The following is a 23958-nucleotide window of genomic DNA, read 5'->3' as shown; positions in this document are numbered from 1 at the left end:
GGTGGTGTTATGGTCGTATAGCACATAAATAGGACTAGGTTGAGGAGGGTTGCTCCTTGTTGGACGTTAACAATTTTGAGTACATGAAAATCGGTCTTGCTTCACCGGAAAAAATTCGCTCTTGGTCTCGCGGAGAGGTGAAGAAGCCGGAAACGATTAACTACCGTACATTGAAGCCGGAGAAAGAAGGCTTGTTCTGTGAGCGGATTTTTGGTCCGCAGAAGGACTGGGAATGTCATTGCGGTAAGTATAAGCGTGTCCGTTATAAAGGAGTAGTCTGCGATCGCTGTGGCGTTGAAGTAACACGCGCTAAAGTCCGTCGTGAACGGATGGGTCATATCGAACTTGCGGCTCCTGTATCGCATATTTGGTATTTCAAAGGCATTCCAAGCCGTATGGGTCTGGCTCTGGATATGTCCCCACGATCTCTGGAGGAGATCATTTACTTCGCATCTTATGTTGTAACCGATCCGGGAGATACACCGCTGGAGAAGAAGCAACTGTTGTCCGAGAAGGAATATCGCAGCTACCGTGAGAAGTACGGTTACGGATTCCAAGCAGGCATGGGTGCTGAAGCGGTTAAGAAACTTCTTCAAGACATCGACATTGACAAAGAGCTTGAGTTCCTTAAGGAAGAATTGCGCACTGCACAGGGTCAGCGCCGCAACCGGGCCATCAAACGCCTGGAAGTAATTGAGGCGTTCCGTAACTCCGGCAACAATCCGGAGTGGATGATCATGGATGTGCTGCCGGTCATTCCGCCGGAGCTTCGCCCGATGGTTCAACTTGATGGTGGACGCTTTGCGACCTCCGACTTGAACGATCTGTACCGTCGTGTTATTAACCGGAACAACCGTCTGAAAAGACTGCTGGATCTCGGCGCGCCGGATATTATCGTTCAGAACGAGAAGCGCATGCTGCAGGAAGCTGTCGATGCACTGATCGATAACGGCCGCCGCGGTCGTCCGGTCACAGGTCCTGGTAACCGTCCGCTTAAATCCCTCAGCCACATGCTGAAAGGTAAACAAGGACGTTTCCGTCAGAACTTGCTCGGTAAACGGGTTGACTATTCCGGTCGTTCCGTTATCGTTGTAGGTCCTTACCTGAAAATGTATCAATGCGGTCTGCCTAAGAAAATGGCGCTTGAGCTCTTCAAGCCGTTTGTTATGAAAGAACTGGTCAACAAAGGCCTTGCACATAATATTAAGAGTGCGAAGCGCAAAGTAGAACGTGTAAGTCCAGAAGTATGGGATGTGCTCGAAGAGGTTATTAAAGAGCATCCGGTTCTTCTGAACCGTGCACCGACGCTTCACAGACTCGGTATTCAAGCATTTGAACCGATTCTGGTTGAGGGCCATGCGATCCGTCTTCACCCGCTCGTATGTACAGCGTATAACGCTGACTTTGACGGTGACCAAATGGCGGTTCACGTTCCTTTGTCAGCTGAAGCTCAAGCTGAAGCACGTCTTTTGATGCTGGCATCGGGTAACATTTTGAACCCGAAAGACGGTAAACCGGTTGTTACACCTTCTCAGGATATGGTACTGGGTTCCTTCTATCTGACTATGGATAACAAGGAAGAAAAAGGTACCGGCATGATTCTGGGCAGTGTGAACGAAGCGGTTTCCGCTTATCAGCGTGAAGCAGCTGGTCTGCATGCACGCGTAGCGATTCCGGTGAAAGCTCTTGGTAAAACCAGCTTCACGGAAAAACAGCAGGATGCGATTTTGATTACGACGATCGGCCGGATTATCTTTAACGAGATTTTCCCTGCCAGCTTCCCGTACATCAATGAAGCGACTCGTACGAACCTGCTGCAAGGCACGCCTGAGAAGTATTTCGTATACGAGAAGGGTGCAGATATTCAAAAAGTGATTCAGGAACTGCCAATCAGCGGTGCTGTTGGTAAGGAATATCTGGGTTCCATCATTGCACGCTGCTTCGAAACGTACCATACAACGGAAACCTCTGTGATTTTGGATAAAATCAAGCAGCTCGGTTTCACCTACTCCACTCGAGCAGGCGTAACGGTTGCGGTATCCGACGTTATCGTCCCTGACGAGAAAAATGAAATTTTGAAAGAGTCCGACGAGAAGGTTAAAGTGGTAACGAACCAATATCGCCGCGGCTTGATTACGAATGAAGAACGTTATGATCGTGTTATCGATATCTGGTCCAAGACCAAGGACGATATCACGGATGTACTCATGAAATCGATGGACCGCTTTAACTCCATCATGCTCATGGTAGATTCCAAAGCACGGGGTAACAAATCGCAGATCACCCAGCTCGGCGGTATGCGGGGTCTGATGGCGAACCCGTCGGGTCGTATCATCGAACTCCCAATCAAATCGAACTTCCGTGAAGGACTGACGGTACTCGAGTACTTCCTGTCCACGCACGGTGCGCGTAAAGGTCTTGCCGATACGGCGCTTCGTACCGCTGACTCCGGTTACTTGACTCGTCGACTTGTTGACGTAGCCCAGGATGTTATCGTTCGCGAAGATGAGTGCAGCACGGATAAAGGCTTTACCGTTAGCCGTATTCAGGACGGTAAAGAAGTTATCGAGGATCTCTACGACCGTATTGAGGGACGTTATGCATTTGAAACTGTCCGTCATCCGGAAACGAAAGAGATCATCGTGAACCGTAACGAATTGATTGACTCCGACAAAGCTGAGGAAATCGTAGCAGCTGGCGTTGAGAAGCTTCAAATTCGTTCCATCTTGAGCTGCCGTGCGCGTTATGGCGTCTGCAAAAAATGTTACGGCCGTAACCTGGCTACTGGTAAGCATGTTGAGATTGGTGAAGCGGTTGGTATTATCGCAGCTCAATCCATCGGCGAACCGGGAACACAGCTCACGATGCGTACGTTCCACACAGGCGGCGTTGCCGGCGATGATATTACACAAGGTCTTCCGCGTATCCAGGAGCTCTTTGAAGCCCGTAATCCTAAAGGTCAAGCGACCATTAGTGAGATCGACGGTGTGGTTAAAGAGATCCGCGAAACGAAGGACCGTCGTGAAATCGAAGTACAAGGTGAAGCTGAGACTAAGGTTTACGCTGTTACCTATGGCTCCCGTCTGCGCGTAAGCGAAGGCAAGCAAATTGAAGCCGGGGATGAACTGACCGATGGTTCCATTGATCCGAAGGAAATGCTTCGTATCAAAGGTATCCGTGGCGTGCAGAACTACATCCTTCAGGAAGTTCAACGCGTATACCGTAACCAAGGCGTAGAAATTAATGATAAACACGTTGAAGTTATGATCAGACAGATGCTGCGTAAATTCCGTATCGTTGATGCGGGAGATACGACCCTGCTGCCAGGCTCCTTCGTGGATATGCATGAATACGAGACAGCTAATAAAGACGCTATTCTCTCCGGGAAAGAACCAGCGGTTGCTAAACCAGTTCTCCTCGGGATTACAAAAGCATCTCTCGAAACGGATTCGTTCTTGTCAGCAGCCTCCTTCCAGGAGACGACTCGCGTGTTGACTGACGCTGCCATTAAAGGTAAAGTCGATCAGCTGCTTGGTCTGAAAGAGAATGTTATCATTGGTAAACTGATCCCTGCAGGTACCGGTATGAACCGTTATCGCAGCGTGAAGTTCGAGGGACAAAACGATGTGAATGACGAAAGTCAGGAACTCGAAACAGCTTCTATAGATTAAGAAACAGTCAGGTGATGAGGAGATTTCCGTATCTTAAGATGCGGAAGACCTCCTCGTCCCAAAGTTTCTTTTTTCCTGATTTAATAGCTTGACATCGATTAGGGCAGATGCTAATATAGCAAAGGTGCGTGAATAGTTTCTTTGTTCCCTGTTCTTTTGGAGGAATGACTTATGTCTAATGATAAAGGATTACAGGATGCACACATCAAGATTGGCACCAAACAAACGATGAAGGCCGTTGAATCCGGTTTGGCTACAGAGGTTTATGTGGCTGAAGATTGCGACCAACGTTTGATTTCAAAAGTCGTATCCGAGTGTGATAAGAATGGCGTGCATATCAACTATGTACCCACGATGATAGAGCTTGGAGAAGCATGCGGTATTGAAGTTGGTGCAGCTATGGTAGCTGTCTTGAAATCATGATTTGAGAAATCGTTTTTGTTGGAGAAGACGTTACTTCTCTCGGCAAAAACTTTTCATTTGTTCTTTTATGAACCGCCTGGGTCTGTGGACTTAAACGAGGTTTGTAATCGAATGATAAATACGGGAAGGGGGTGGCTAGCATGCCAACAATTAACCAACTGGTTCGCAAGGGCCGTCAAGCTAAAGTTTACAAATCGAAATCTCCAGCTCTTCAAAAAGGTTTTAACGCTTTGAAACGTGAGGAGACCGACTTGAGCGCTCCGCAAAAACGCGGTGTATGCACTCGTGTAGGCACAATGACGCCGAAAAAACCGAACTCCGCACTTCGTAAATATGCTCGTGTTCGCTTGACGAACCGCATTGAGGTGACGGCTTACATTCCGGGTATCGGACATAACTTGCAAGAGCACAGTGTTGTATTGGTTCGCGGTGGACGGGTAAAAGACCTTCCGGGTGTACGTTACCATATCGTTCGCGGCGCACTTGATACCGCTGGTGTAAACAACCGGATGCAAGCTCGTTCCAAATACGGCACGAAGCGTCCTAAAGCAAAAAGCTAATTGATGCTCATGTTTTCGTAACATGACTCATGACTGAAGAAAGGGGGATATCCATGCCACGCAAAGGTCCAGTAACTAAAAGAGACGTGCTGCCAGATCCAGTGTATAACAGCAAGCTGGTAACTCGTCTGATCAACCGCATCATGTTGGATGGTAAAAGAGGTGTTGCTCAAAGCATCCTTTACAATTCGTTCAACATCATCAAGGAACGTACTGGTAATGATCCGATGGAAGTGTTTGAAGCAGCTATCAAGAACATCATGCCAGTATTGGAAGTTAAAGCTCGTCGTGTCGGCGGTGCTAACTACCAGGTTCCGATCGAAGTTAAACCAGAGAGACGTACATCCCTTGGATTACGTTGGCTCGTAAACTACTCCCGCAACCGCGGCGAGAAAACCATGGAAGAGCGTTTGGCGGCTGAGATCATCGATGCTTCCAACAACACAGGCGCTTCCGTTAAGAAACGCGAAGATACACACAAAATGGCTGAAGCGAACAAAGCGTTTGCTCACTACCGTTGGTAGGATTCAGCAACTAATTAATACTTCTAATTTTGAAGGGAGACTATTCGCATGGCGACAAGAGAGTTCTCCTTGAAAAATACACGTAATATCGGGATCATGGCGCATATTGACGCTGGTAAAACGACCACTACAGAGCGGATTTTGTTCTATACAGGCCGTACGCACAAAATCGGGGAAGTCCACGAGGGTGCAGCTACAATGGACTGGATGGAGCAGGAGCAGGAGCGCGGTATCACGATTACATCCGCTGCGACTACCGCTTCTTGGAAGGGTCATCGCGTTAATATTATCGACACCCCGGGGCACGTTGACTTCACAGTAGAAGTTGAACGTTCCCTTCGTGTATTGGATGGGGCAGTAGGTGTATTCAGTGCGAAAGAGGGCGTTGAACCTCAGTCGGAGACTGTTTGGAGACAAGCAGACCGTTATGGAGTTCCGCGGATCGCATACGTAAACAAAATGGATATTATCGGTGCCGACTACTTGAACGTAGTTAAAGATATGAGAGAGCGTCTGCAAGCGAATGCGGTAGCGATTCAGCTTCCGATCGGTGCAGAGAATGATTTCATTGGCATCATCGATATTATCGAGGAAAAAGCTTATATGTATAAGGATGACCTCGGTCAAAATATCGAAGAAACCGAAATTCCAGCAGAATTCAAGGATCAAGTGGAAGAGCTTCGCAACGAGCTTGTTGAGAAGGTAGCAGAACTTGACGAAGACTTGACAATGAAATATCTTGAAGGTGAAGAAATCACCATCGCTGAGTTGAAAGCCGCTCTGCGTAAAGGTGTTGTCGAAGTTAAGATCTTCCCGGTTATCTGTGGATCTTCTTACCGTAACAAAGGCGTTCAGCTGATGCTTGATGCCGTAATCGATTATTTGCCGGCTCCAACTGACGTTCCAGACATCAAGGGTACCCTTGAAGATGGAACTGAAGCTATCCGTCATTCTTCCGATGAAGAGCCGTTCTCGGCTTTGGCATTCAAAATCGCTACGGACCCTTATGTTGGTAAGCTGACATTCTTCCGCGTATACTCCGGTGTACTGCAATCCGGCTCTTACGTACTGAATGCAACTAAAGGTAAGCGTGAGCGCATCGGTCGTATCCTTCAAATGCATGCGAACAGCCGCCAAGAAATTTCCGAAGTATTCGCCGGAGATATCGCAGCTGCCGTAGGTTTGAAAGATACGGGTACAGGTGATACACTATGTGATGAGAAAAACCCGGTTATCTTGGAGTCCATGAACTTCCCTGATCCGGTTATCGAAATCGCAGTAGAACCTAAGACAAAAGCTGACCAAGATAAAATGGGTGTGGCTCTCGGTAAGTTGACGGAAGAGGATCCAACTCTTCGTGCACATACTGATGAAGAAACAGGCCAAACGATCCTGGCAGGTATGGGTGAGCTTCACTTGGACATCATCATCGACCGTATGCGTCGTGAGTTCAAGGTAGAAACTAACGTGGGTAAACCACAAGTAGCTTACCGCGAAACATTCCGTGCACCAGCTCGCGTTGAAGGTAAATTCGTTCGTCAGTCCGGTGGTCGTGGACAATACGGTCACGTATGGGTTGAGTTCGAACCTCTGGAACCAGGTAGCGGTAACCAATTCGACAGCAAAGTTGTCGGTGGTTCGGTACCAAGAGAATACATTGGTCCAGCACAACAAGGTATTGAAGAGCAAATGAAGAACGGTGTACTCGCCGGCTTCCCGCTTGTTGACGTTAAAGCAACAATCGTTGACGGTTCTTACCATGATGTTGACTCCAATGAAATGGCGTTTAAAATCGCCGGTTCCATGGCTCTGAAAGCAGCTAAAGACAAGTGTAAGCCTGTCCTGCTTGAGCCAATCATGAAAGTTGAAGTTACCGTGCCTGAGGAATACATGGGCGACGTAATGGGTATGCTGAACTCCCGCCGTGGACGTATCGAAGGTATGGACTCCCGTGGTGGTACTCAAATTATCCGTGCGAAAGTACCTCTTTCCGAAATGTTCGGTTACTCCACTACCCTTCGCTCCGGTACACAAGGACGCGGTGTGTTCTCCATGGAACTCTCCCACTACGAAGAAGTTCCTAAGAATATCTCCGATGAAATTGTGTCCAAGATCAAAGGCGGAGAGTAATAACGTTTTACCTGCTGGATAGGAGGCGGGACCAACATCCCGTTAACTCCTCTTCCGGCCTAACATATATATCCCCTTAAGGAGGAATTGTTCAAATGGCAAAGGCTAAATACGAACGTACGAAACCCCATGTTAACATCGGTACTATCGGTCACGTTGACCATGGTAAAACAACTTTGACAGCTGCAATCACATCTGTATTGTCCAAAACTTACGGTGGTGCTGCAATGTCTTTCGACCAAATCGACAAGGCTCCAGAAGAGCGCGAGCGCGGTATCACAATTTCGACTTCCCACGTTGAATACGAAACTGATACTCGTCACTATGCACACGTTGACTGCCCAGGTCACGCTGACTATGTTAAAAACATGATCACTGGTGCTGCTCAAATGGACGGAGCAATCCTGGTTGTATCCGCAGCTGACGGCCCAATGCCGCAAACTCGTGAGCACATCCTGTTGTCCCGCCAAGTAGGCGTTCCTTACATCGTTGTATTCTTGAACAAATGCGACATGGTTGAAGACGAAGAGCTCTTGGAATTGGTTGAGATGGAAGTTCGCGACCTGCTGAGCGAGTATGACTTCCCAGGCGACGACACTCCGATCACTCGTGGTTCCGCTCGTGAAGCTCTGCAAAACCCAGATGGCGAATGGGCACAAAAAATCGTTGAAATGTTCAAAACAATCGACGAGTACATCCCATTGCCTGAGCGCGACACTGACAAGCCTTTCTTGATGCCTGTCGAGGACGTATTCTCCATCACTGGTCGTGGTACCGTTGCTACAGGTCGTGTAGAGCGTGGTACGATCAAAGTTGGTGACGAGATCGAAATCGTTGGTATCGCTGAAGAAACTAAGAAATCCGTTGTTACGGGCGTTGAGATGTTCCGTAAATTGCTGGATTCCGCACAAGCTGGTGACAACATCGGTGCATTGCTTCGTGGTGTTGAGCGTACTCAAATCGAGCGCGGTCAAGTACTTGCTAAGCCTGCTTCCGTTAAACCACACACAGAGTTCACAGCTCAAGTATACGTACTGAGCAAAGAAGAAGGCGGACGTCATAAGCCTTTCTTCACTGGCTACCGTCCACAGTTCTACTTCCGTACTACGGACGTAACTGGCGTGATCAACTTGCCAGAGGGTTCTGAAATGGTTATGCCTGGTGATAACATCACTGTAACGGTGAGCCTGATCAACCCAATCGCGATTGAAGAAGGAACTAAGTTCTCCATTCGTGAAGGCGGCCGTACCGTAGGTGCTGGTTCCGTTGCAAGCATCATTAAATAATTAAGGCTTACGAACAGCCTTGAATATAGCAACAGTGTATTGTAACGAGTAACAATGTGATGTCCTGATAAAAGAGTCTGGTCCTTTGGATCAGGCTCTTTTCCTATTTGAGATCGGTTCGAGTAACCTGATTACAAGATCCGAAGGATATTAGCGGTTTAGATTCGAAACTATCTATTATATAGAAGAGATCACATACAATATGATATGCGTGAGCGATGAAGTCTATTAACCAAGTCCTGCAACTTTCGGTTAATGATGCAAATACATATTAATTATGAATTAGTGCTTGCAATACGCCTATCTTTTATATATAATAGTGAATGTTGTTCTGCGACGTTGCGATGATGTGAGAGGTTACCGACACACCCGGCCCCTTTGCCATGAGGTGGGTGGTTGGAAAATTTTCGCGGAGTATGTCCGATACCAAATTGGGCGATAGAAGGAGGGAATAAAATGGCAAAGCAAAAAATTCGTATTCGCTTGAAAGCATACGACCACAGAGTTCTTGATCAATCCGCTGAGAAAATTGTTGAGACAGCAAAACGTTCGGGTGCTGGTGTATCCGGTCCGATCCCGCTGCCAACTGAGAAACAAGTAATTACCATTCTCCGTGCGGTGCACAAGTATAAGGATTCTCGGGAACAGTTCGAAATGCGTACACATAAACGCTTGATCGACATCGTGAACCCGACTCCACAAACTGTGGATGCCTTGATGCGCTTGGACCTGCCGTCCGGTGTAGATATCGAAATCAAACTGTAAGCATTGCATAATGAATTAGAGAAGAGAAAAGAGGTGTCAACATGAAAGGTATCTTAGGTAGAAAGCTCGGAATGACTCAAGTGTTTACCCCTGAGGGTGTTGTAATTCCTGTAACGGTTATCGAAGCAGGTCCTTGTGTTGTTCTTCAAAAGAAAGATCTGGAAAACGACGGATACGAAGCGATTCAAGTCGGTTTCTCTGATAAGAAAGAGAACAGATCTAACAAACCAGAAGCAGGCCATGCGAAAAAAGCAAACACTGCGCCTAAGCGCTACGTTCGCGAAATTCGCGGTGTTGACCTCGCGAGTGTCGAGGTTGGACAAGAGCTGAAGGCTGATGTCTTCGCAGAAGGCGAATTTGTTGACGTAACGGGTATTTCCAAAGGTAAAGGTTTCCAAGGTGTAATCAAGCGTTGGGGCCAAAGCCGCGGACCAATGTCTCACGGTTCCCGTTATCACCGTAGACCAGGTTCCATGGGTTCGATCCAGGCAAACCGTGTTCCTAAAGGAAAACGCCTGCCAGGTCACATGGGCAATGAGACAGTTACGATTCAAAAGCTCGAAGTTGTTAAAGTCGATGCAGAGCGTAACGTAATCCTTGTAAAAGGTTCCATTCCTGGACCTAAAAAAGGTTTCGTTCAAATCAAAGAAACGGTGAAGAAATAATCGCCTAAAGAAAGGAGGAACAAACAATGCCTAAAGTAGCACTTTATAATGTCAGCGGTAGCCAAGTTGGCGAAGTAGAATTGAATGAAGCTGTATTCGGCATCGAGCCGAACGCACACGTATTGCACAGTGCAGTATTGTTGCAGCGCGCTTCGCTTCGTCGTGGTACCCACAAAGTAAAAGGACGTTCTGAAGTACGCGGCGGCGGACGTAAGCCTTGGAAACAAAAAGGTACTGGCCGTGCTCGTCAAGGTTCGATCCGTTCTCCACAATGGAAAGGCGGCGGTGTGGTATTTGGACCAACTCCGCGCAGCTACACATTTAAACTTCCTAAGAAAGTTCGTCGTTTGGCTATCAAATCCGCATTGTCTTCCAAAGTGATTGACAACGCGATTATCGTATTGGATCAATTGACGCTGAATGCGCCGAAAACGAAAGAGTTTGCTAACATTCTTAGCAACCTGAAAGTAGGCCGTAAAGCTCTGATCGTTGCTCCAAGCTATGATGATAATGTAGCCCTTTCCGCTCGTAATATTCCTGGTGTGAAATTCGTAGCGGCTGACGGCATTAATGTTCTTGACGTACTGTCGTACGATCAACTGATCATTACGAAGGAAGCAGTTCAGAAGGTAGAGGAGGTGCTCGCGTAATGAAAGACCCACGCGATATAATCAAGCGCCCGGTGATCACGGAACGTACGGCTGACTACATGGCAGAGCTGAAATATGCTTTTGAAGTGGATATCCGTGCTAACAAGACCGAGATCAAGCAAGCTGTCGAATCTATTTTTAAAGTTAAAGTATCGAACGTGAATACGATGCGTGTTCCTGCTAAACCAAAGCGTTATGGCCGTTATTCCGGTTACACAACCGAATGGAAAAAGGCAATCGTGACTTTGGCTCCAGACAGCAAACCGCTCGAGTTCTTTGAATCGGTTGAATAAGAATTTCTTAAGTAAGGAGGGAAAATTCAGTGCCTATTAAAAAGTATAAACCGACATCCCCGGCTCGACGCAACATGTCCGTGTCGACTTTCGAAGAAATCACCACGAATCAGCCGGAGAAATCGTTGTTGGCTCCGCTGAGCAAAACAGCTGGCCGTAACAACCAAGGTAAAATTACGGTTCGTCACCATGGCGGCGGACACAAGCGTAAATACCGTATCATCGACTTCAAACGGAATAAAGACGGCATTCCAGGTCGCGTTGCTACAATCGAATACGACCCGAACCGTACTTCCAACATCGCTCTGATTCACTATGTAGATGGTGAAAAACGTTATATCATCGCTCCTAAAGGTCTGAAAGTTGGAGACCAAGTAGTATCTGGAGTAGGTGCTGACATCAAGATCGGTAACTCACTTCCACTGGAAAACATTCCGGTAGGTACCGTTATCCACAACATCGAGTTGAAACCAGGTAAAGGCGGACAATTGGTTCGTGCTGCTGGTACAGAAGCTCAACTTCTCGGTAAAGAAGATAAGTACGTAACTGTTCGTCTTTCTTCCGGTGAAGTTCGTCGCATCCTGAAAGTTTGCCGTGCAACTATCGGTTCTGTGGGTAACCAAGACCATGAGTTGATCAAAATCGGTAAAGCTGGTCGTAGCCGCTGGCTTGGACAACGTCCTGAAGTACGTGGTGTCGTCATGAACCCTAACGATCACCCTCACGGTGGTGGTGAAGGCCGCGCTCCAATCGGACGTAAATCGCCTATGTCTCCATGGGGTAAACCAACCCTTGGTTACAAAACACGTAAAAAAGGTAAAGCTTCTGACAAATATATCGTTCGCCGCCGCACGAAGTAATGCGCGATTGTGCATAACTTCGTGACAGGCTCGAAGGTAACGAGACAATTTGGTGAAGGGAGGATTTCAATATGAGCCGTAGTTTGAAAAAAGGACCTTTTATTGACGGATATCTGCTCAAAAAAGTGGAGGACATGAACGCCGCAAGCAAAAAGGCTGTGATCAAAACCTGGTCCCGCCGCTCCACTATTTTCCCGCAATTTATCGGTCACACGTTCGGAGTATACGATGGCCGTAAACATGTACCTGTATATGTAACAGAGGACATGGTAGGACACAAGTTGGGTGAGTTCGCTCCAACTCGTACTTACAAAGGTCATGAAGATGATAAAAAAACAAGAAGATAATTAATGAAGCTCTTTGTTTGAGAGGAGGTTAAACATATGGAAGCAAAAGCACATGCTAGATCGATTCGTATTGCTCCTCGTAAAGCTCAACTCGTTGTTGACTTGATCCGCGGTAAGCAAGTCGGCGAAGCGATCGCAATTCTTCGTCACACTCCGAAAGCTGCATCTCCGGTTGTTGAGAAGCTTTTGAACTCGGCTATCGCTAACGCTGAGCATAACTACTCTTTGGATGTAACTAAATTGGTTGTGACGCAAGCTTATGTCAACCAGGGACCGACTATGAAACGTTTCCGCCCGCGTGCGATGGGACGTGCAAGCCGGATCAATAAACGCACCAGCCACATTACTTTGGTGGTAGCTGAAAAATAAGGAGGGAAAACGTGTGGGCCAAAAGGTAAATCCAGTAGGACTCCGTATCGGTATTATCCGTGATTGGGAATCCAAATGGTATGCAGGCAAAGACTTCGGTGATCTTTTGCTGGAAGACGTGAAAATCCGTGAATACCTGAAAAATAAATTGAAAGACTCCGCTGTATCCCGTATCGAAATCGAGAGAGCGGCTAATCGTGTGAACGTGACGATCCACACTGCGAAGCCAGGTATGGTTATCGGTAAAGGTGGTTCCGAAGTAGAAGTACTGCGCGGACAAGTGACTAAAATTGCCGGCGGTAAAAAAGTTCACATCAACATTTCTGAAATCAAAAACCCTGAACTGGACGCTATTCTTGTTGCTGAAAGCATTGCACAACAGCTGGAACGTCGTGTATCTTTCCGTCGTGCACTGAAACAAGCGATTCAAAGAACTATGCGCTCTGGAGCAAAAGGGATTAAAACATCGGTCAGCGGACGTCTTGGCGGAGCCGAGATTGCTCGTACGGAAGGCTACAGTGAAGGAACTGTTCCACTTCATACGCTTCGTGCAGACATCGACTATGGTACAGCAGAAGCGCATACGACTTACGGCCGTATCGGCGTGAAAGTATGGATCTATCGTGGAGAGGTTCTTCCTACGGCTAAGAAACAAGCTGCTCAGGAAGGAGGCAACTAATCATGTTGGTACCAAAACGTGTAAAACACCGCAAACAACAGCGCGGCCATATGAGAGGTCAAGCTAAAGGCGGTACTGAACTGAACTTCGGCGAATTCGGTCTGCAAGCAACAGAACCAGGCTGGATCACGAACCGTCAGATCGAGGCTGCTCGTATCGCGATGACTCGTTACATTCGTCGTGGCGGTAAAGTATGGATTAAGATTTTCCCAGATAAGCCGATTACTCAAAAGCCTCTCGAAGTGCGGATGGGTAGCGGTAAAGGTAACGTTGAGAAATGGGTTGCCGTTGTAAAACCAGGCAAGATCATGTTTGAACTTGGAGGCGTGTCCGAGGAAATCGCCCGCGAAGCGATGCGTCTCGCCGCTCACAAGCTGCCTGTTAAAACGAAGTTTGTGAAACGAGAAGAAGTGGGTGGTGAAGCAAATGAAAGCTAATGAACTGCGCAACTTAACCACTGCAGAAATCGAGCAAAAAATCGCCGGATTTAAAGAGGAACTCTTTAACCTCCGTTTTCAATTGGCCACAGGCCAGCTTGACAACCCGACTCGGATCCGTGACGTTCGCAAAGAAATAGCTCGTGCTAAAACCGTTATCCGTGAAAGAGAACTTGGGATTAGTTAATGAAGCAGAAACTCGACGTTCTGTATTCAGGAAGGAGGCTAACAAATGAGCGAAGAACGCAATGCTCGTAAAGTGCAAATTGGTAAAGTTGTCAGCGATAAAATGGATAAAACCATTGTTGTAGCTGTTGAAACTTATAAGAAGCATGACTTGTATCACAAACGCATTAAATACACGAAAAAATTTAAAGCGCATGATGAGAACAATCAAGCTCAAATCGGAGATACCGTTAAAATCATGGAAACTCGTCCACTCTCCAAAGACAAGCGCTGGAGATTGGTAGAAGTGGTTGAAAAAGCGGTTATCATCTAAGATATGATCAGTTTTTGATGGAAGGAGGAAATTTAAATGATTCAACCATTTACACGTTTAGCTGTGGCTGACAACTCCGGTGCGAAGGAACTGATGTGTATCCGCGTATTGGGTGGTACTGGTCGTCGTACAGCTCAAATCGGTGATTTGATCGTATGTTCCGTCAAACAAGCAACACCAGGCGGCGTTGTCAAAAAGGGTGATGTAGTAAGAGCGGTAGTCGTTCGTACGAAACGTTCTGTACGTCGTAAAGACGGATCTTACATCTCATTTGACGAGAATGCAGCTGTTGTTGTTAAGGACGACAGAAGCCCACGCGGAACTCGTATTTTCGGACCAGTTGCTCGCGAACTTCGCGAAAGAGACTACATGAAAATCGTTTCCTTGGCTCCGGAAGTAATCTAATAACACCCCGAAAAGTGACGTAACTTTTCGGGAACCCGATAAATAGTTGAACTGGCTAGTCATAGGAGGTGTAACGAATGCCTAAAGTGAAAAAAGTTCTGGAATCCCATAGCAACAAACTGCACGTGAAAAAAGATGATACAGTTATCGTCATCAGCGGTAAAGACAAAGGCAAAAAAGGCCGTGTCATCGCAGCGTACCCTCGTGAAAATCGTGTTTTGGTTGAAGGTGTGAACATGATCAAGAAGCACCAGAAGCCAAACCAAATGAACCCACAAGGCGGTATCATCGAGAAGGAAGCTCCGATCCATGTATCGAACGTTATGCACGTTGATCCGAAGAGCGGAAAAGTAACCCGTATCGGTTACAAAGTACTGGACAACGGTAAAAAAGTTCGCGTAGCAAAAAGATCCGGAGAAGTTATCGATAAATAAGACGGTTTAGAAAGGAGGTCCTTGAATCATGGCAGCAAGAATGAAAGAACGTTTTTTGAACGAAGTAACTCCTGCTCTGATGCAGAAGTTTAGCTATAAGACAGTAATGCAGGTACCAAAAATCGAGAAGGTTGTCATCAACATGGGTGTAGGTGACGCTGTAGCTAACTCGAAGGTGCTTGATTCCGCTGTGAACGACATGCAGCTGATTGCTGGTCAAAAACCGGTTATCACCCGTGCGAAGAAATCCATCGCGGGATTCAAACTGCGTGAGAACATGCCTATCGGTGTGAAGGTAACACTGCGCGGTGAGCGTATGTACTACTTCCTCGACAAGCTGTTCAACGTTACACTTCCACGTGTACGTGACTTTCAAGGCGTGTCCACCAAAGCATTTGACGGACGCGGTAACTATACGCTCGGTCTGAAAGAGCAACTCATTTTCCCTGAAATTGAGTATGACAAAGTGGATAAAGTTCGCGGTATGGACATCGTTATCGTAACGACTGCTAAAACCGACGAAGAATCCCGTGAACTGCTTGCTCAACTGGGCATGCCTTTCGCGAAATAAGACGGTTGTCCTTTTCTCCGAAACTATTTAGGAGGTGTCAGGCTAAGTGGCAAAAACTTCGATGAAAGTTAAACAACAACGTACACCGAAATACAAAGTACGGGCATATACCCGTTGTGAACGTTGTGGTCGCCCACATTCGGTACTGCAGAAGTTTAAAATTTGCAGAATTTGTTTCCGTGAATTAGCTTATAAAGGCCAGATTCCTGGCGTGAAAAAAGCAAGCTGGTAAGAAGTTTATAAACGGGAAGGAGGTTTATCCTACATGACTATGTCCGATCCAATTGCAGATATGCTAACTCGTATTCGTAACGCGAACACGGTTCGCCACGAAACAGTAGAAATGCCTGCTTCGACGATTAAAAAACAAATCGCTGACATTTTGAAGCGTGAAGGCTTCATCCGTGATGCAGAGTTTGTGGAAGACAATAAACAAGGGATCATTCGTGTATTCCTGAAATATGGTTCCAACAACGAACGTGTAATCACAGGTCTGAAAAGAATCAGCAAACCAGGTCTTCGCGTTTACACGAAGAGCAACGAAGTACCTCGCGTACTTGGTGGTTTGGGTATTGCGATCATCTCCACGTCTAAGGGAGTTATGACCGACAAAGAAGCTCGTCAATCCAAAGCTGGCGGAGAAGTTCTCTGCTACGTATGGTAATCAACGTCACAAGATAGGAGGTGTAATGAATGTCCCGTATTGGTCGTAAACCAATTGCTATTCCAAACGGTGTGGAAGTCACACTGGATAACACTGTAATCACTGTTAAAGGACCTAAAGGTACCTTGACTCGTGAACTGCATAAAGACATGCAAATTACAGTAGAAAACAACGAGATCAATGTTGTTCGTCCTTCCGACAACAAAACACATCGCTCTCTTCACGGCACGACCCGCAGCGTTGTCTCGAATATGGTCAACGGTGTAACTGAAGGATTCTCGAAAAACCTTGAGTTGGTAGGTGTCGGATACCGTGCAAGCAAATCCGGAGATAAAATCGTTCTGAACGTGGGTTACTCCCACCCAGTTGAAATTACACCGGAGCCAGGTATCGAGTTCGACGTACCGGCAAACACAAAAATCACGGTTCGTGGTATCGATAAAGAGCGCGTAGGTGCATACGCTGCTAAGATTCGTTCCGTACGTGAGCCTGAGCCATACAAAGGTAAAGGTATTAAATACGAAGGTGAACGCATTATCCGTAAAGAAGGTAAAGCTGGTAAGAAGAAATAAGTTAGCTGACCGGGGATTTACCTGGTGGATAACTTACTTCTTCTCCCATACTTACCCGATGCGTCTAAAAGTGAAGCTCTTAAGGCAAAACTGAAGGGAGGAAATGGAAGCATGATCACGAAACAAGACAAGAACAAAGCTCGTCTGAAAAGACACCTGCGTGTCCGCAAGAAAATCCAAGGCACAGCAGAACGTCCACGTCTGAACGTGTTCCGTTCTTCGAAACACATCTATGCTCAATTGATCGACGACGTGGCTGGCGTGACTTTGGCATCAGCTTCTACGCTGGATAAAGAACTGGCTAACGACATCAAGAACGGCGGAAGCGTTGAATCCGCTCGTAAAGTCGGCGAACTCGTTGCAAAACGTGCTGCAGACAAAGGTTACAAAGTGATCGTATTCGATCGTGGTGGATACTTGTATCATGGACGTATTCAAGCACTTGCAGAGGCAGCTCGCGAGGCAGGCCTTGAATTCTAAGATATTTTCAAAAGGAGGTAAACGACTTGCGTGTAGATCCTAACACTTTAGAACTGACTGAAAGAGTAGTAAACATTAACCGCGTTGCTAAAGTTGTAAAAGGCGGACGTCGCTTTAGCTTTAGTGCACTGGTAGTTGTCGGTGATGGCAAAGGTTGGGTAGGAGCAGGTATCGGTAAAGCAGGCGAAGTACCGGATGCAATCCGCAAAGGTATTGAAGATGCTAAGAAAAACCTGATTCACATTCCACTTGTTGGAACAACTATTCCTCACCTCGTAACAGGTCACTTCGGAGCAGGCCGAGTATTGTTGAAGCCGGCATCTGAAGGTACTGGGGTTATCGCTGGCGGACCGGTTCGTGCAGTACTTGAACTGGCTGGCGTAGGCGACATTTTGACAAAATCTCTAGGTTCTTCGAACTCCATGAACATGGTCAATGCGACTTTGGAAGGGTTGTCCCGCCTGAAGCGTGTTGAAGATGTTGCCAAGCTTCGCGGCAAATCCGTCGAAGAGCTGTTGGGTTAAGGAGGGAATCTCATGGCTAAACTTGAAATCACCCTCGTACGCAGCGTGATTGGTCGTCCAGAGGATCAGCGTGCAACCGTGAAAACACTCGGACTTCGCAAAATCAACCATTCCGTGGTTCAAAGCGACAATGCTGCAATTCGCGGAATGATTAAGAAAGTAAATCACCTGGTTTCTGTTAAAGAAATCGAAGGTTAATCCCGGGCAGTTTATTCCCGGACATATTAAGGAGGTGCAACGAACGATGAAGTTACATGAGCTGAGCCCAGCACCTGGATCCCGCAAAGAGCGCAAGCGCGTTGGACGCGGTACTAGTAGCGGTACGGGTAAAACGTCGGGTCGCGGTCACAAAGGACAAAACTCTCGTTCCGGCGGTGGTGTACGTCCAGGCTTCGAAGGTGGACAGAACCCATTGTATCGTCGTCTTCCGAAGCGCGGTTTCGTAAACCCAACTCGGAAAGAGTACGCGATTGTGAACATCGAAGAACTTAACAGCTTTGCAGCAGGTACTGAAGTGACTCCAGAAGTTTTGGTTGAGAGCGGTATTGTTAACAATACAAAGAGCGGAATCAAAATTCTTGGCAACGGTGAAGTTACCGTTTCTTTGACTGTAAAAGCTAATAAGTTTTCTCAATCTGCGGTAGAGAAGATCGAGGCTGCCGGCGGTAAAACCGAGGTGATCTAATGTTTAAGACCCTGAAAAATATATGGCGTGTGGATGACCTTCGCAAGCGTATTTTGTTCACCTTATTCGTTCTGATCATCTTCCGTATTGGATCCTTTGTTCCGGTTCCCGGTGTTAACAAAGATGTTTTTACCCAGACGAATCAGGCAGGCAATGAGTTGTTCGGTCTTCTTAACACGTTCTCGGGGGGCGCACTATCGCAGTTTTCGATCTTCGCCCTTTCGATATTTCCATATATTACTGCGTCCATTATCGTACAGTTGTTGTCGATGGACGTCATTCCAAAGTTTGCGGAATGGAACAAACAAGGGGAACACGGGAAGAAACAGTTGGCTCAAATTACTCGTTATGGTACGGTAATATTGGGTTTGATCCAGGCATTCGCAATGTCCATCGGGTTTAACCGTATGTATGGCATGGATATGGTTCCTGGAGCAACGTTTATCGATTTTGTTGTTATTGCGATCGTGCTTACCGCAGGTACATCATTCCTGATGTGGCTCGGCGAACAGATTACGGAACGCGGAATCGGTAACGGTATTTCGATCATTATCTTTGCAGGTATCGCTGCTGGTATCCCGATGCACATTCGGACTACGATCGAATCGAACTTCATTCAGGATGGTCAAGTGTTCATGAACATTCTGAAGGGTGTCATCATCCTACTGATTTTGGTTCTGATCATTACCGGTGTTGTATTCATTCAGCAAGGTATCCGTAAAATTCCGGTTCAATACGCGAAGCGTGTTGTAGGAAACAAAATGTACGGCGGACAGAATACACACATTCCACTCAAGATTAACGGAGCAGGCGTTATTCCGGTAATCTTTGCGATGTCACTGCTGCAGTTCCCGGTTATCCTCGCTAGCTTCTGGGGACACCAGAATTGGGCGAAATGGGTTACGGCGAATCTGGCTTATGACAGCCCGCTTGGAATGGTACTGTATGTACTCATGATCATTGGTTTCACGTTCTTCTACACTTTCGTGCAGATGAATCCGAACCAAATGGCTGATAATATGAAGAAGAACGGCGGCTATGTACCGGGCATTCGTCCTGGTAAAGCTACCGAGAAGTATCTGACCCGGGTTATGACCCGTCTGACCATGACAGGAGCTCTGTTCCTGGCCGTGATCTCCGTACTTCCGGTGTTCTTTGGATCACTTGCAGGTCTTCCGCGTACGGTTCAGATTGGTGGTACGTCCCTCTTGATCGTGGTCGGTGTTGCACTGGATACGATGAAGCAGATCGAAAGCCAACTGATCAAACGTCATTACAAAGGTTTTATCAATAAATAGGCGATAGGTTCCGGCGAGTGGTCTGTATCGCTTCCCGGCGCCTATTGTGTTGTTCTTGCTAGTCAATCAAGGGGAGGGAGTGACGTAAGGTGAACATCTTATTCATGGGTCCTCCTGGGGCAGGAAAAGGGACGCAAGCAGAAAACATCGTGAATGAATTCGGTATTCCTCATATTTCAACGGGCGATGCATTTCGTCTCGCGATCAAACAAGGAACTCCCATCGGGATTAAAGCGAAGGAATTCATGGATCAGGGTCTGCTGGTACCGGATGACGTAACGATTGGTATTGTGGAAGAGCGTCTGCAGCAGTCCGATTGCGAAAAAGGTTTTTTATTGGACGGTTTTCCAAGAACCCTTTCGCAAGCGGAAGCGCTGGATGACATTCTCGCCCGCTTGAATACTGGTCTCGATCACGTCATCAACCTGAAAGTTGATCGGGAAAAGCTTCTGGCTCGCCTTACCGGCCGCCGGATTTGCAAAAACTGTGGTTCGACTTATCATGTGATCTTTAATCCTCCTAAACAGGAAGGCATTTGTGATAAATGCGGCGGCGAATTGTACCAGCGCTCCGATGATAACGAAGAGAGCGTCGGCATTCGTTTAGACGAATATATCAACAAAACAGCACCACTCCTCACGTTTTATGAGAACAAAGGTCTTTTGCGTCAAATCGATGGTGATCAGGAAATCGACGCGGTTTCAACACAAATTGCGTCTATACTGAGAGGTTAAGTATAATGATCATTTGTAAATCCGAAACGGAACTGAGCTTGATGAGAGAAGCAGGAAGGATCGTGGCGGAATGCCACAAACTCCTTGCCGCTCATGTAGAACCGGGCATTACGACCGGGGAACTTGACCTTATGGCCGACAAGTTCATTCGAAGCCAAGGCGCTGTGCCATCTTTTAAAGGCTACAACGGATTTCCTTCCAGCATTTGCGCATCAGTCAACGAAGAATTGGTGCATGGATTTCCAGGCAAACGCAAATTAATCGAGGGCGATATCGTTACGTTTGATATCGGTGCACAGTACCAGGGTTACCATGGTGACTCGGCATGGACCTACGCTGTAGGAGAGATTTCCGAAGAGGCCCAGCGTCTGCTGGACGTAACGGAAGGATCGCTCTATGCTGGACTTGCGCTAATCAAACCCGATGTCCGCTTGTTTACAATCTCTCATGCCATACAGCGTCATATCGAGGATGCAGGTTTCTCTGTCGTCCGGGAATACGTTGGTCATGGTGTGGGTACCGATCTGCATGAGGATCCGCAAATTCCGAACTATGGCATCCCTGACCGCGGACCAAGACTCAAACCGGGCATGGTGCTCGCGATTGAGCCGATGGTCAATGCGGGTAAGCGGAACGTCAAGACGCTGGAAGACAACTGGACGGTTGTAACGGTAGACGGCTCACTATGTGCTCACTTCGAGCATACGGTAGCAGTCACGCCGGATGGCATGGAAATTTTAACGAAGCTGCCGGAATAGGGTGATAACATGAATAATGAAATCACGCTTCAGCCCGGTCAGATTGTTAAGATACTAAAAGGCAGAGATGCCGGACAGTATGCCGTTATCGTTTCGATTGAGGACAGCAGGTTCGTGTGGATCGCGGATGGGGACAAACGCAAGTTTGACGGGGCCAAGAAGAAGAATGTTCTTCATCTTGAACCTCAATCCTACATTAGCAGTGAAGTGGTAAACAGTTTGCAAGAAAGCGGTCGGGTTACAAACGGTAAACTGCGTTTCGCACTGGACCGGTTTGTATCCGATAAATCCAAGGCAGATCAGAAAGGAGACTAACTGTGGCTAAAGAAGATGTCATTGAAGTCGAAGGAACGGTCATTGAGCCGTTGCCGAATGCTACCTTTAAAGTCGAGCTGGAGAATGGTCATCAAATTCTCGCTCATGTTTCCGGAAAGCTGCGGATGCACTTTATCCGTATCCTTACAGGAGACAAAGTGGTTGTTCAACTCTCGCCGTATGATTTAACCAAAGGTCGTATCACGTACCGTAAATAGATTCAAGGTTCCCCTGGGGAATTAAGGAAAGCTGCGAAGCGGTTTTACTGACGTAAAACTCAGCAGCGGTAACAAACTACTTTAGTTTCGAAGCTGGTTTTACAACGTAAAACTTGGAGGAGGTAATTAGCATGAAGGTAAGACCTTCTGTAAAGCCTATTTGCGAAAAATGCAAAGTCATTCGCCGCAAAGGGAACGTAATGGTTATCTGTGAAAATCCGAAACACAAACAAAAACAAGGTTAAAGAAGGGGGTGTAGCGTAAAATGGCTCGTATAGCTGGTGTGGATTTGCCACGTGACAAACGCGTTGAGATCGCCTTGACTTACATTTTCGGAATCGGTAAAACGACTTCCCAGAAAGTACTGAAAGAAACTGGAATCAATGCAGACACTCGTGTCCGTGATTTGACAGAAGATGAAGTCAGCAAATTGCGCGAAACGATCGATGGTATGGTTAAGGTAGAAGGTGACCTGCGTCGTGAAATTTCCTTAAATATTAAACGTCTCACGGAGATCGGCTGCTACCGCGGTATTCGTCACCGTCGTGGATTGCCTGTTCGTGGTCAACGTACTAAAACGAATGCTCGTACACGTAAAGGTCCTCGTCGTACCGTAGCGAACAAGAAGAAATAAGAAAGGGGGATAATAGACAATGGCTAAACCAAAAAAAGTCGTACGTACTAAACGTCGTGACCGCAAAAATATTGAAAGTGGCGTGGCTCATATCCGCTCCACATTCAACAATACAATCGTAACGATTACGGATCCTCACGGAAACGCGATTTCTTGGGCAAGCTCCGGCGGCCTTGGATTTAAAGGTTCCCGTAAGTCGACCCCGTTCGCTGCGCAAATGGCTGCTGAAACAGCTGCCAAAGCGGCTATGGAACACGGTATGAAAGCGGTGGAAGTAATGGTTAAAGGTCCTGGTGCTGGTCGTGAAGCAGCAATTCGTTCTCTGCAAGCAGCAGGTCTCGAAGTCAACCTGATCAAAGACGTTACACCAATTCCACATAACGGATGCCGCCCACCAAAACGTCGTCGCGTATAATGAAGTCATCCTGTTAATGTGGTATAAATCCGTTGCAATCTGCTAATAATGGTTGTTTAGGCATACTACTACATGGATTACTGGATAAGATGACAGTTTCATATAGGAGCGACGTTTGAAGGAGGGGTACTTGCGTGATTGAAATCGAAAAGCCGAAAATTGAGACCGTTGATGTCAATGAAGATGGAACCTATGGGAAATTCGTAGTTGAGCCTCTGGAGAGAGGGTATGGCACGACGCTGGGGAACTCGCTTCGCCGCATCTTGTTATCCTCACTACCGGGAGCTGCAGTCACATCGATTCAAATCGATGGCGTGCTGCATGAATTTTCCACGATTCCGGGTGTCATGGAAGACGTGACCGAGGTCATCCTGAACCTGAAAGCTTTGTCTCTGAAAATTCATTCCGATGAAGAGAAAGTGTTCGAGATTGATGCGGAGGGTGAAGGGGTTGTTACTGCTGGTGACATCCGTGCGGATAGTGATGTGGAGATTCTGAACCCAGATCTTCATATTGCAACGCTCGGCCCTGGTGCAAGACTTCATATGCGTATTTTTGCCAGTCGCGGTCGTGGCTATGTCCAGGCGGATCGGAACAAACGCGATGACCAGCCTATCGGCGTCATTCCCGTCGATTCGATCTATACTCCGATTAGCCGTGTTAACTACGGTGTGGAAAATACGCGTGTTGGTCAAGTAACCAACTACGATAAACTGACGCTTGAAATTTGGACGGATGGCAGCATCCGCCCGGAAGAAGCTGTTAGTCTCGGCGCGAAAATCTTGACTGAGCATCTGTTCCTCTTCGTAGGTCTGACCGACGAAGCGAAGGATGCTGAGATCATGGTTGAGAAAGAAGAAGACAAGAAAGAAAAAGTGCTTGAAATGACGATCGAAGAGCTGGATCTTTCCGTTCGTTCCTACAACTGCTTGAAACGTGCCGGTATTAATACGGTACAAGAGCTGACCACGAAAACCGAAGAGGATATGATGAAAGTCCGGAACCTCGGACGCAAATCCTTGGAGGAAGTACAAGAGAAGCTTGAGGAGTTGGGCCTGGGACTTCGTACGGAAGAATAGCATAGATTCGGCTT

Annotated in this window: 36 protein-coding genes; all 36 read left to right on the top strand. The window is 47.1% G+C overall.

Annotation, left to right across the window (positions count from 1 at the left end; genetic code table 11):
* The first annotated feature begins 56 nt into the window (after window positions 1-56).
* The 36 genes from rpoC (at window position 57) to MKY82_RS30615 (ending at window position 23944) form a co-directional block, all read left to right on the top strand.
* The gene (gene rpoC / locus MKY82_RS30790) at window positions 57-3671 is read left to right on the top strand and encodes a DNA-directed RNA polymerase subunit beta' (protein ID WP_194544705.1); all 3615 of its coding nucleotides are present in this window, start codon (window positions 57-59) and stop codon (window positions 3669-3671) included.
* A gap of 171 nt (window positions 3672-3842) precedes the next feature.
* Entirely contained in the window at window positions 3843-4094 is a 252-nt protein-coding gene (locus MKY82_RS30785) for a ribosomal L7Ae/L30e/S12e/Gadd45 family protein (RefSeq protein WP_015737626.1), read from the top strand.
* Between the two features lie 140 nt (window positions 4095-4234).
* On the top strand, window positions 4235-4654 hold the full coding sequence (rpsL, locus tag MKY82_RS30780; RefSeq protein WP_006212930.1) for a 30S ribosomal protein S12: 420 nt from the start codon (window positions 4235-4237) through the stop codon (window positions 4652-4654).
* A 53-nt stretch (window positions 4655-4707) separates the two neighbouring features.
* Window positions 4708-5178, top strand: a complete 471-nt coding sequence (rpsG, locus tag MKY82_RS30775) for a 30S ribosomal protein S7 (RefSeq protein WP_006212929.1) — start codon at window positions 4708-4710, stop codon at window positions 5176-5178.
* 48 nt (window positions 5179-5226) lie between these two features.
* Window positions 5227-7308 carry an elongation factor G gene (fusA, locus tag MKY82_RS30770; RefSeq protein ID WP_090914106.1) on the top strand — a complete coding sequence of 694 codons (2082 nt, stop codon included), beginning with the start codon at window positions 5227-5229 and terminating at the stop codon, window positions 7306-7308.
* Window positions 7309-7403: 95 nt separating this feature from the next.
* Window positions 7404-8594, top strand: a complete 1191-nt coding sequence (tuf, locus tag MKY82_RS30765; RefSeq protein WP_220683765.1) for an elongation factor Tu — start codon at window positions 7404-7406, stop codon at window positions 8592-8594.
* A 456-nt stretch (window positions 8595-9050) separates the two neighbouring features.
* Window positions 9051-9359, top strand: a complete 309-nt coding sequence (gene rpsJ, locus MKY82_RS30760) for a 30S ribosomal protein S10 (protein ID WP_009589214.1) — start codon at window positions 9051-9053, stop codon at window positions 9357-9359.
* Window positions 9360-9400: 41 nt separating this feature from the next.
* Window positions 9401-10024: a 50S ribosomal protein L3 gene (rplC, locus tag MKY82_RS30755; protein WP_009589211.1), complete on the top strand. Its 624-nt coding sequence runs from the start codon at window positions 9401-9403 to the stop codon at window positions 10022-10024.
* A gap of 26 nt (window positions 10025-10050) precedes the next feature.
* Entirely contained in the window at window positions 10051-10674 is a 624-nt protein-coding gene (rplD, locus tag MKY82_RS30750; RefSeq protein WP_071221019.1) for a 50S ribosomal protein L4, read from the top strand.
* Window positions 10674-10967, top strand: a complete 294-nt coding sequence (rplW, locus tag MKY82_RS30745; protein WP_006212919.1) for a 50S ribosomal protein L23 — start codon at window positions 10674-10676, stop codon at window positions 10965-10967. The genes rplD and rplW overlap by 1 nt, the downstream gene beginning before the upstream one ends.
* A 29-nt stretch (window positions 10968-10996) precedes the next feature.
* Entirely contained in the window at window positions 10997-11827 is an 831-nt protein-coding gene (gene rplB / locus MKY82_RS30740; RefSeq protein ID WP_076326223.1) for a 50S ribosomal protein L2, read from the top strand.
* Between the two features lie 71 nt (window positions 11828-11898).
* Window positions 11899-12174, top strand: a complete 276-nt coding sequence (gene rpsS / locus MKY82_RS30735) for a 30S ribosomal protein S19 (RefSeq protein ID WP_006212917.1) — start codon at window positions 11899-11901, stop codon at window positions 12172-12174.
* A gap of 36 nt (window positions 12175-12210) precedes the next feature.
* Window positions 12211-12543: a 50S ribosomal protein L22 gene (gene rplV, locus MKY82_RS30730; RefSeq protein ID WP_015737624.1), complete on the top strand. Its 333-nt coding sequence runs from the start codon at window positions 12211-12213 to the stop codon at window positions 12541-12543.
* Between the two features lie 13 nt (window positions 12544-12556).
* Window positions 12557-13222, top strand: a complete 666-nt coding sequence (gene rpsC, locus MKY82_RS30725; protein WP_006212915.1) for a 30S ribosomal protein S3 — start codon at window positions 12557-12559, stop codon at window positions 13220-13222.
* Window positions 13223-13224: 2 nt separating this feature from the next.
* A complete protein-coding gene (rplP, locus tag MKY82_RS30720) occupies window positions 13225-13659 on the top strand; it encodes a 50S ribosomal protein L16 (RefSeq protein WP_009589221.1) in 435 nt (144 codons plus the stop codon).
* The gene (gene rpmC, locus MKY82_RS30715) at window positions 13649-13846 is read left to right on the top strand and encodes a 50S ribosomal protein L29 (RefSeq protein ID WP_007132561.1); all 198 of its coding nucleotides are present in this window, start codon (window positions 13649-13651) and stop codon (window positions 13844-13846) included. The genes rplP and rpmC overlap by 11 nt, the downstream gene beginning before the upstream one ends.
* A gap of 45 nt (window positions 13847-13891) precedes the next feature.
* Window positions 13892-14158 (top strand): 30S ribosomal protein S17, encoded by a 267-nt coding sequence (rpsQ, locus tag MKY82_RS30710; protein WP_009589223.1) that lies wholly within the window; start codon window positions 13892-13894, stop codon window positions 14156-14158.
* 36 nt (window positions 14159-14194) lie between these two features.
* A complete protein-coding gene (rplN, locus tag MKY82_RS30705) occupies window positions 14195-14563 on the top strand; it encodes a 50S ribosomal protein L14 (protein ID WP_006212911.1) in 369 nt (122 codons plus the stop codon).
* A 77-nt stretch (window positions 14564-14640) separates the two neighbouring features.
* The gene (rplX, locus tag MKY82_RS30700) at window positions 14641-14997 is read left to right on the top strand and encodes a 50S ribosomal protein L24 (RefSeq protein WP_006212910.1); all 357 of its coding nucleotides are present in this window, start codon (window positions 14641-14643) and stop codon (window positions 14995-14997) included.
* Window positions 14998-15025: 28 nt separating this feature from the next.
* Window positions 15026-15568, top strand: coding sequence for a 50S ribosomal protein L5 (rplE, locus tag MKY82_RS30695; RefSeq protein ID WP_007132558.1), 543 nt, complete (start codon window positions 15026-15028; stop codon window positions 15566-15568).
* A 46-nt stretch (window positions 15569-15614) separates the two neighbouring features.
* Complete coding sequence (locus tag MKY82_RS30690) at window positions 15615-15800, top strand: type Z 30S ribosomal protein S14 (protein WP_074961883.1); 186 nt, start codon at window positions 15615-15617, stop codon at window positions 15798-15800.
* Window positions 15801-15833: 33 nt separating this feature from the next.
* A complete protein-coding gene (gene rpsH, locus MKY82_RS30685) occupies window positions 15834-16232 on the top strand; it encodes a 30S ribosomal protein S8 (protein ID WP_006212908.1) in 399 nt (132 codons plus the stop codon).
* Window positions 16233-16261: 29 nt separating this feature from the next.
* Complete coding sequence (gene rplF / locus MKY82_RS30680; protein ID WP_071221018.1) at window positions 16262-16804, top strand: 50S ribosomal protein L6; 543 nt, start codon at window positions 16262-16264, stop codon at window positions 16802-16804.
* 111 nt (window positions 16805-16915) lie between these two features.
* The gene (rplR, locus tag MKY82_RS30675) at window positions 16916-17284 is read left to right on the top strand and encodes a 50S ribosomal protein L18 (RefSeq protein ID WP_071221017.1); all 369 of its coding nucleotides are present in this window, start codon (window positions 16916-16918) and stop codon (window positions 17282-17284) included.
* Between the two features lie 26 nt (window positions 17285-17310).
* Window positions 17311-17808 (top strand): 30S ribosomal protein S5, encoded by a 498-nt coding sequence (rpsE, locus tag MKY82_RS30670; protein ID WP_009589212.1) that lies wholly within the window; start codon window positions 17311-17313, stop codon window positions 17806-17808.
* A 12-nt stretch (window positions 17809-17820) separates the two neighbouring features.
* Window positions 17821-18006 carry a 50S ribosomal protein L30 gene (gene rpmD / locus MKY82_RS30665; protein WP_006212904.1) on the top strand — a complete coding sequence of 62 codons (186 nt, stop codon included), beginning with the start codon at window positions 17821-17823 and terminating at the stop codon, window positions 18004-18006.
* Between the two features lie 46 nt (window positions 18007-18052).
* Window positions 18053-18493 (top strand): 50S ribosomal protein L15, encoded by a 441-nt coding sequence (gene rplO, locus MKY82_RS30660; RefSeq protein ID WP_006212903.1) that lies wholly within the window; start codon window positions 18053-18055, stop codon window positions 18491-18493.
* Complete coding sequence (gene secY / locus MKY82_RS30655) at window positions 18493-19791, top strand: preprotein translocase subunit SecY (protein ID WP_194544703.1); 1299 nt, start codon at window positions 18493-18495, stop codon at window positions 19789-19791. The genes rplO and secY overlap by 1 nt, the downstream gene beginning before the upstream one ends.
* An 89-nt stretch (window positions 19792-19880) precedes the next feature.
* Entirely contained in the window at window positions 19881-20525 is a 645-nt protein-coding gene (locus MKY82_RS30650) for an adenylate kinase (RefSeq protein WP_194544702.1), read from the top strand.
* 5 nt (window positions 20526-20530) lie between these two features.
* Window positions 20531-21283 carry a type I methionyl aminopeptidase gene (gene map / locus MKY82_RS30645; protein ID WP_006212900.1) on the top strand — a complete coding sequence of 251 codons (753 nt, stop codon included), beginning with the start codon at window positions 20531-20533 and terminating at the stop codon, window positions 21281-21283.
* Window positions 21284-21292: 9 nt separating this feature from the next.
* Window positions 21293-21598 (top strand): KOW domain-containing RNA-binding protein, encoded by a 306-nt coding sequence (locus tag MKY82_RS30640; protein WP_194544701.1) that lies wholly within the window; start codon window positions 21293-21295, stop codon window positions 21596-21598.
* Window positions 21599-21600: 2 nt separating this feature from the next.
* Window positions 21601-21816: a translation initiation factor IF-1 gene (infA, locus tag MKY82_RS30635; RefSeq protein WP_006212898.1), complete on the top strand. Its 216-nt coding sequence runs from the start codon at window positions 21601-21603 to the stop codon at window positions 21814-21816.
* A gap of 131 nt (window positions 21817-21947) precedes the next feature.
* The gene (rpmJ, locus tag MKY82_RS30630) at window positions 21948-22061 is read left to right on the top strand and encodes a 50S ribosomal protein L36 (protein WP_003333770.1); all 114 of its coding nucleotides are present in this window, start codon (window positions 21948-21950) and stop codon (window positions 22059-22061) included.
* Window positions 22062-22081: 20 nt separating this feature from the next.
* Window positions 22082-22450, top strand: a complete 369-nt coding sequence (gene rpsM, locus MKY82_RS30625; protein ID WP_006212897.1) for a 30S ribosomal protein S13 — start codon at window positions 22082-22084, stop codon at window positions 22448-22450.
* Window positions 22451-22469: 19 nt separating this feature from the next.
* Window positions 22470-22865 (top strand): 30S ribosomal protein S11, encoded by a 396-nt coding sequence (gene rpsK, locus MKY82_RS30620; protein WP_009589209.1) that lies wholly within the window; start codon window positions 22470-22472, stop codon window positions 22863-22865.
* 134 nt (window positions 22866-22999) lie between these two features.
* On the top strand, window positions 23000-23944 hold the full coding sequence (locus tag MKY82_RS30615) for a DNA-directed RNA polymerase subunit alpha (RefSeq protein WP_071221012.1): 945 nt from the start codon (window positions 23000-23002) through the stop codon (window positions 23942-23944).
* Window positions 23945-23958 lie beyond the last annotated feature (14 nt).

The sequence above is a fragment of the Paenibacillus sp. FSL W7-1279 genome (genome assembly GCF_037969845.1).
GTDB lineage: Bacteria > Bacillota > Bacilli > Paenibacillales > Paenibacillaceae > Paenibacillus_AQ.
The sequence above is the reverse complement of the archived record's forward strand: the minus strand, read 5'-3'. Positions and strand labels throughout refer to the sequence as shown.

Excerpts from the sequence above, each read along its gene's own strand:
- MKY82_RS30785 (WP_015737626.1), top strand. The coding sequence starts at position 3,843 with ATGTCTAATGATAAAGGATTACAGGATGCACACATCAAGATTGGCACC.
- rpsL (WP_006212930.1), top strand. The coding sequence starts at position 4,235 with ATGCCAACAATTAACCAACTGGTTCGCAAGGGCCGTCAAGCTAAAGTT.
- rpsG (WP_006212929.1), top strand. The coding sequence starts at position 4,708 with ATGCCACGCAAAGGTCCAGTAACTAAAAGAGACGTGCTGCCAGATCCA.
- fusA (WP_090914106.1), top strand. The coding sequence starts at position 5,227 with ATGGCGACAAGAGAGTTCTCCTTGAAAAATACACGTAATATCGGGATC.
- tuf (WP_220683765.1), top strand. The coding sequence starts at position 7,404 with ATGGCAAAGGCTAAATACGAACGTACGAAACCCCATGTTAACATCGGT.
- rpsJ (WP_009589214.1), top strand. The coding sequence starts at position 9,051 with ATGGCAAAGCAAAAAATTCGTATTCGCTTGAAAGCATACGACCACAGA.
- rplC (WP_009589211.1), top strand. The coding sequence starts at position 9,401 with ATGAAAGGTATCTTAGGTAGAAAGCTCGGAATGACTCAAGTGTTTACC.
- rplD (WP_071221019.1), top strand. The coding sequence starts at position 10,051 with ATGCCTAAAGTAGCACTTTATAATGTCAGCGGTAGCCAAGTTGGCGAA.
- rplW (WP_006212919.1), top strand. The coding sequence starts at position 10,674 with ATGAAAGACCCACGCGATATAATCAAGCGCCCGGTGATCACGGAACGT.
- rpsS (WP_006212917.1), top strand. The coding sequence starts at position 11,899 with ATGAGCCGTAGTTTGAAAAAAGGACCTTTTATTGACGGATATCTGCTC.
- rplV (WP_015737624.1), top strand. The coding sequence starts at position 12,211 with ATGGAAGCAAAAGCACATGCTAGATCGATTCGTATTGCTCCTCGTAAA.
- rplP (WP_009589221.1), top strand. The coding sequence starts at position 13,225 with ATGTTGGTACCAAAACGTGTAAAACACCGCAAACAACAGCGCGGCCAT.
- rpmC (WP_007132561.1), top strand. The coding sequence starts at position 13,649 with ATGAAAGCTAATGAACTGCGCAACTTAACCACTGCAGAAATCGAGCAA.
- rpsQ (WP_009589223.1), top strand. The coding sequence starts at position 13,892 with ATGAGCGAAGAACGCAATGCTCGTAAAGTGCAAATTGGTAAAGTTGTC.
- rplN (WP_006212911.1), top strand. The coding sequence starts at position 14,195 with ATGATTCAACCATTTACACGTTTAGCTGTGGCTGACAACTCCGGTGCG.
- rplX (WP_006212910.1), top strand. The coding sequence starts at position 14,641 with ATGCCTAAAGTGAAAAAAGTTCTGGAATCCCATAGCAACAAACTGCAC.
- rplE (WP_007132558.1), top strand. The coding sequence starts at position 15,026 with ATGGCAGCAAGAATGAAAGAACGTTTTTTGAACGAAGTAACTCCTGCT.
- rpsH (WP_006212908.1), top strand. The coding sequence starts at position 15,834 with ATGACTATGTCCGATCCAATTGCAGATATGCTAACTCGTATTCGTAAC.
- rplF (WP_071221018.1), top strand. The coding sequence starts at position 16,262 with ATGTCCCGTATTGGTCGTAAACCAATTGCTATTCCAAACGGTGTGGAA.
- rplR (WP_071221017.1), top strand. The coding sequence starts at position 16,916 with ATGATCACGAAACAAGACAAGAACAAAGCTCGTCTGAAAAGACACCTG.
- rpmD (WP_006212904.1), top strand. The coding sequence starts at position 17,821 with ATGGCTAAACTTGAAATCACCCTCGTACGCAGCGTGATTGGTCGTCCA.
- rplO (WP_006212903.1), top strand. The coding sequence starts at position 18,053 with ATGAAGTTACATGAGCTGAGCCCAGCACCTGGATCCCGCAAAGAGCGC.
- secY (WP_194544703.1), top strand. The coding sequence starts at position 18,493 with ATGTTTAAGACCCTGAAAAATATATGGCGTGTGGATGACCTTCGCAAG.
- map (WP_006212900.1), top strand. The coding sequence starts at position 20,531 with ATGATCATTTGTAAATCCGAAACGGAACTGAGCTTGATGAGAGAAGCA.
- MKY82_RS30640 (WP_194544701.1), top strand. The coding sequence starts at position 21,293 with ATGAATAATGAAATCACGCTTCAGCCCGGTCAGATTGTTAAGATACTA.
- rpmJ (WP_003333770.1), top strand. The coding sequence starts at position 21,948 with ATGAAGGTAAGACCTTCTGTAAAGCCTATTTGCGAAAAATGCAAAGTC.
- rpsM (WP_006212897.1), top strand. The coding sequence starts at position 22,082 with ATGGCTCGTATAGCTGGTGTGGATTTGCCACGTGACAAACGCGTTGAG.
- rpsK (WP_009589209.1), top strand. The coding sequence starts at position 22,470 with ATGGCTAAACCAAAAAAAGTCGTACGTACTAAACGTCGTGACCGCAAA.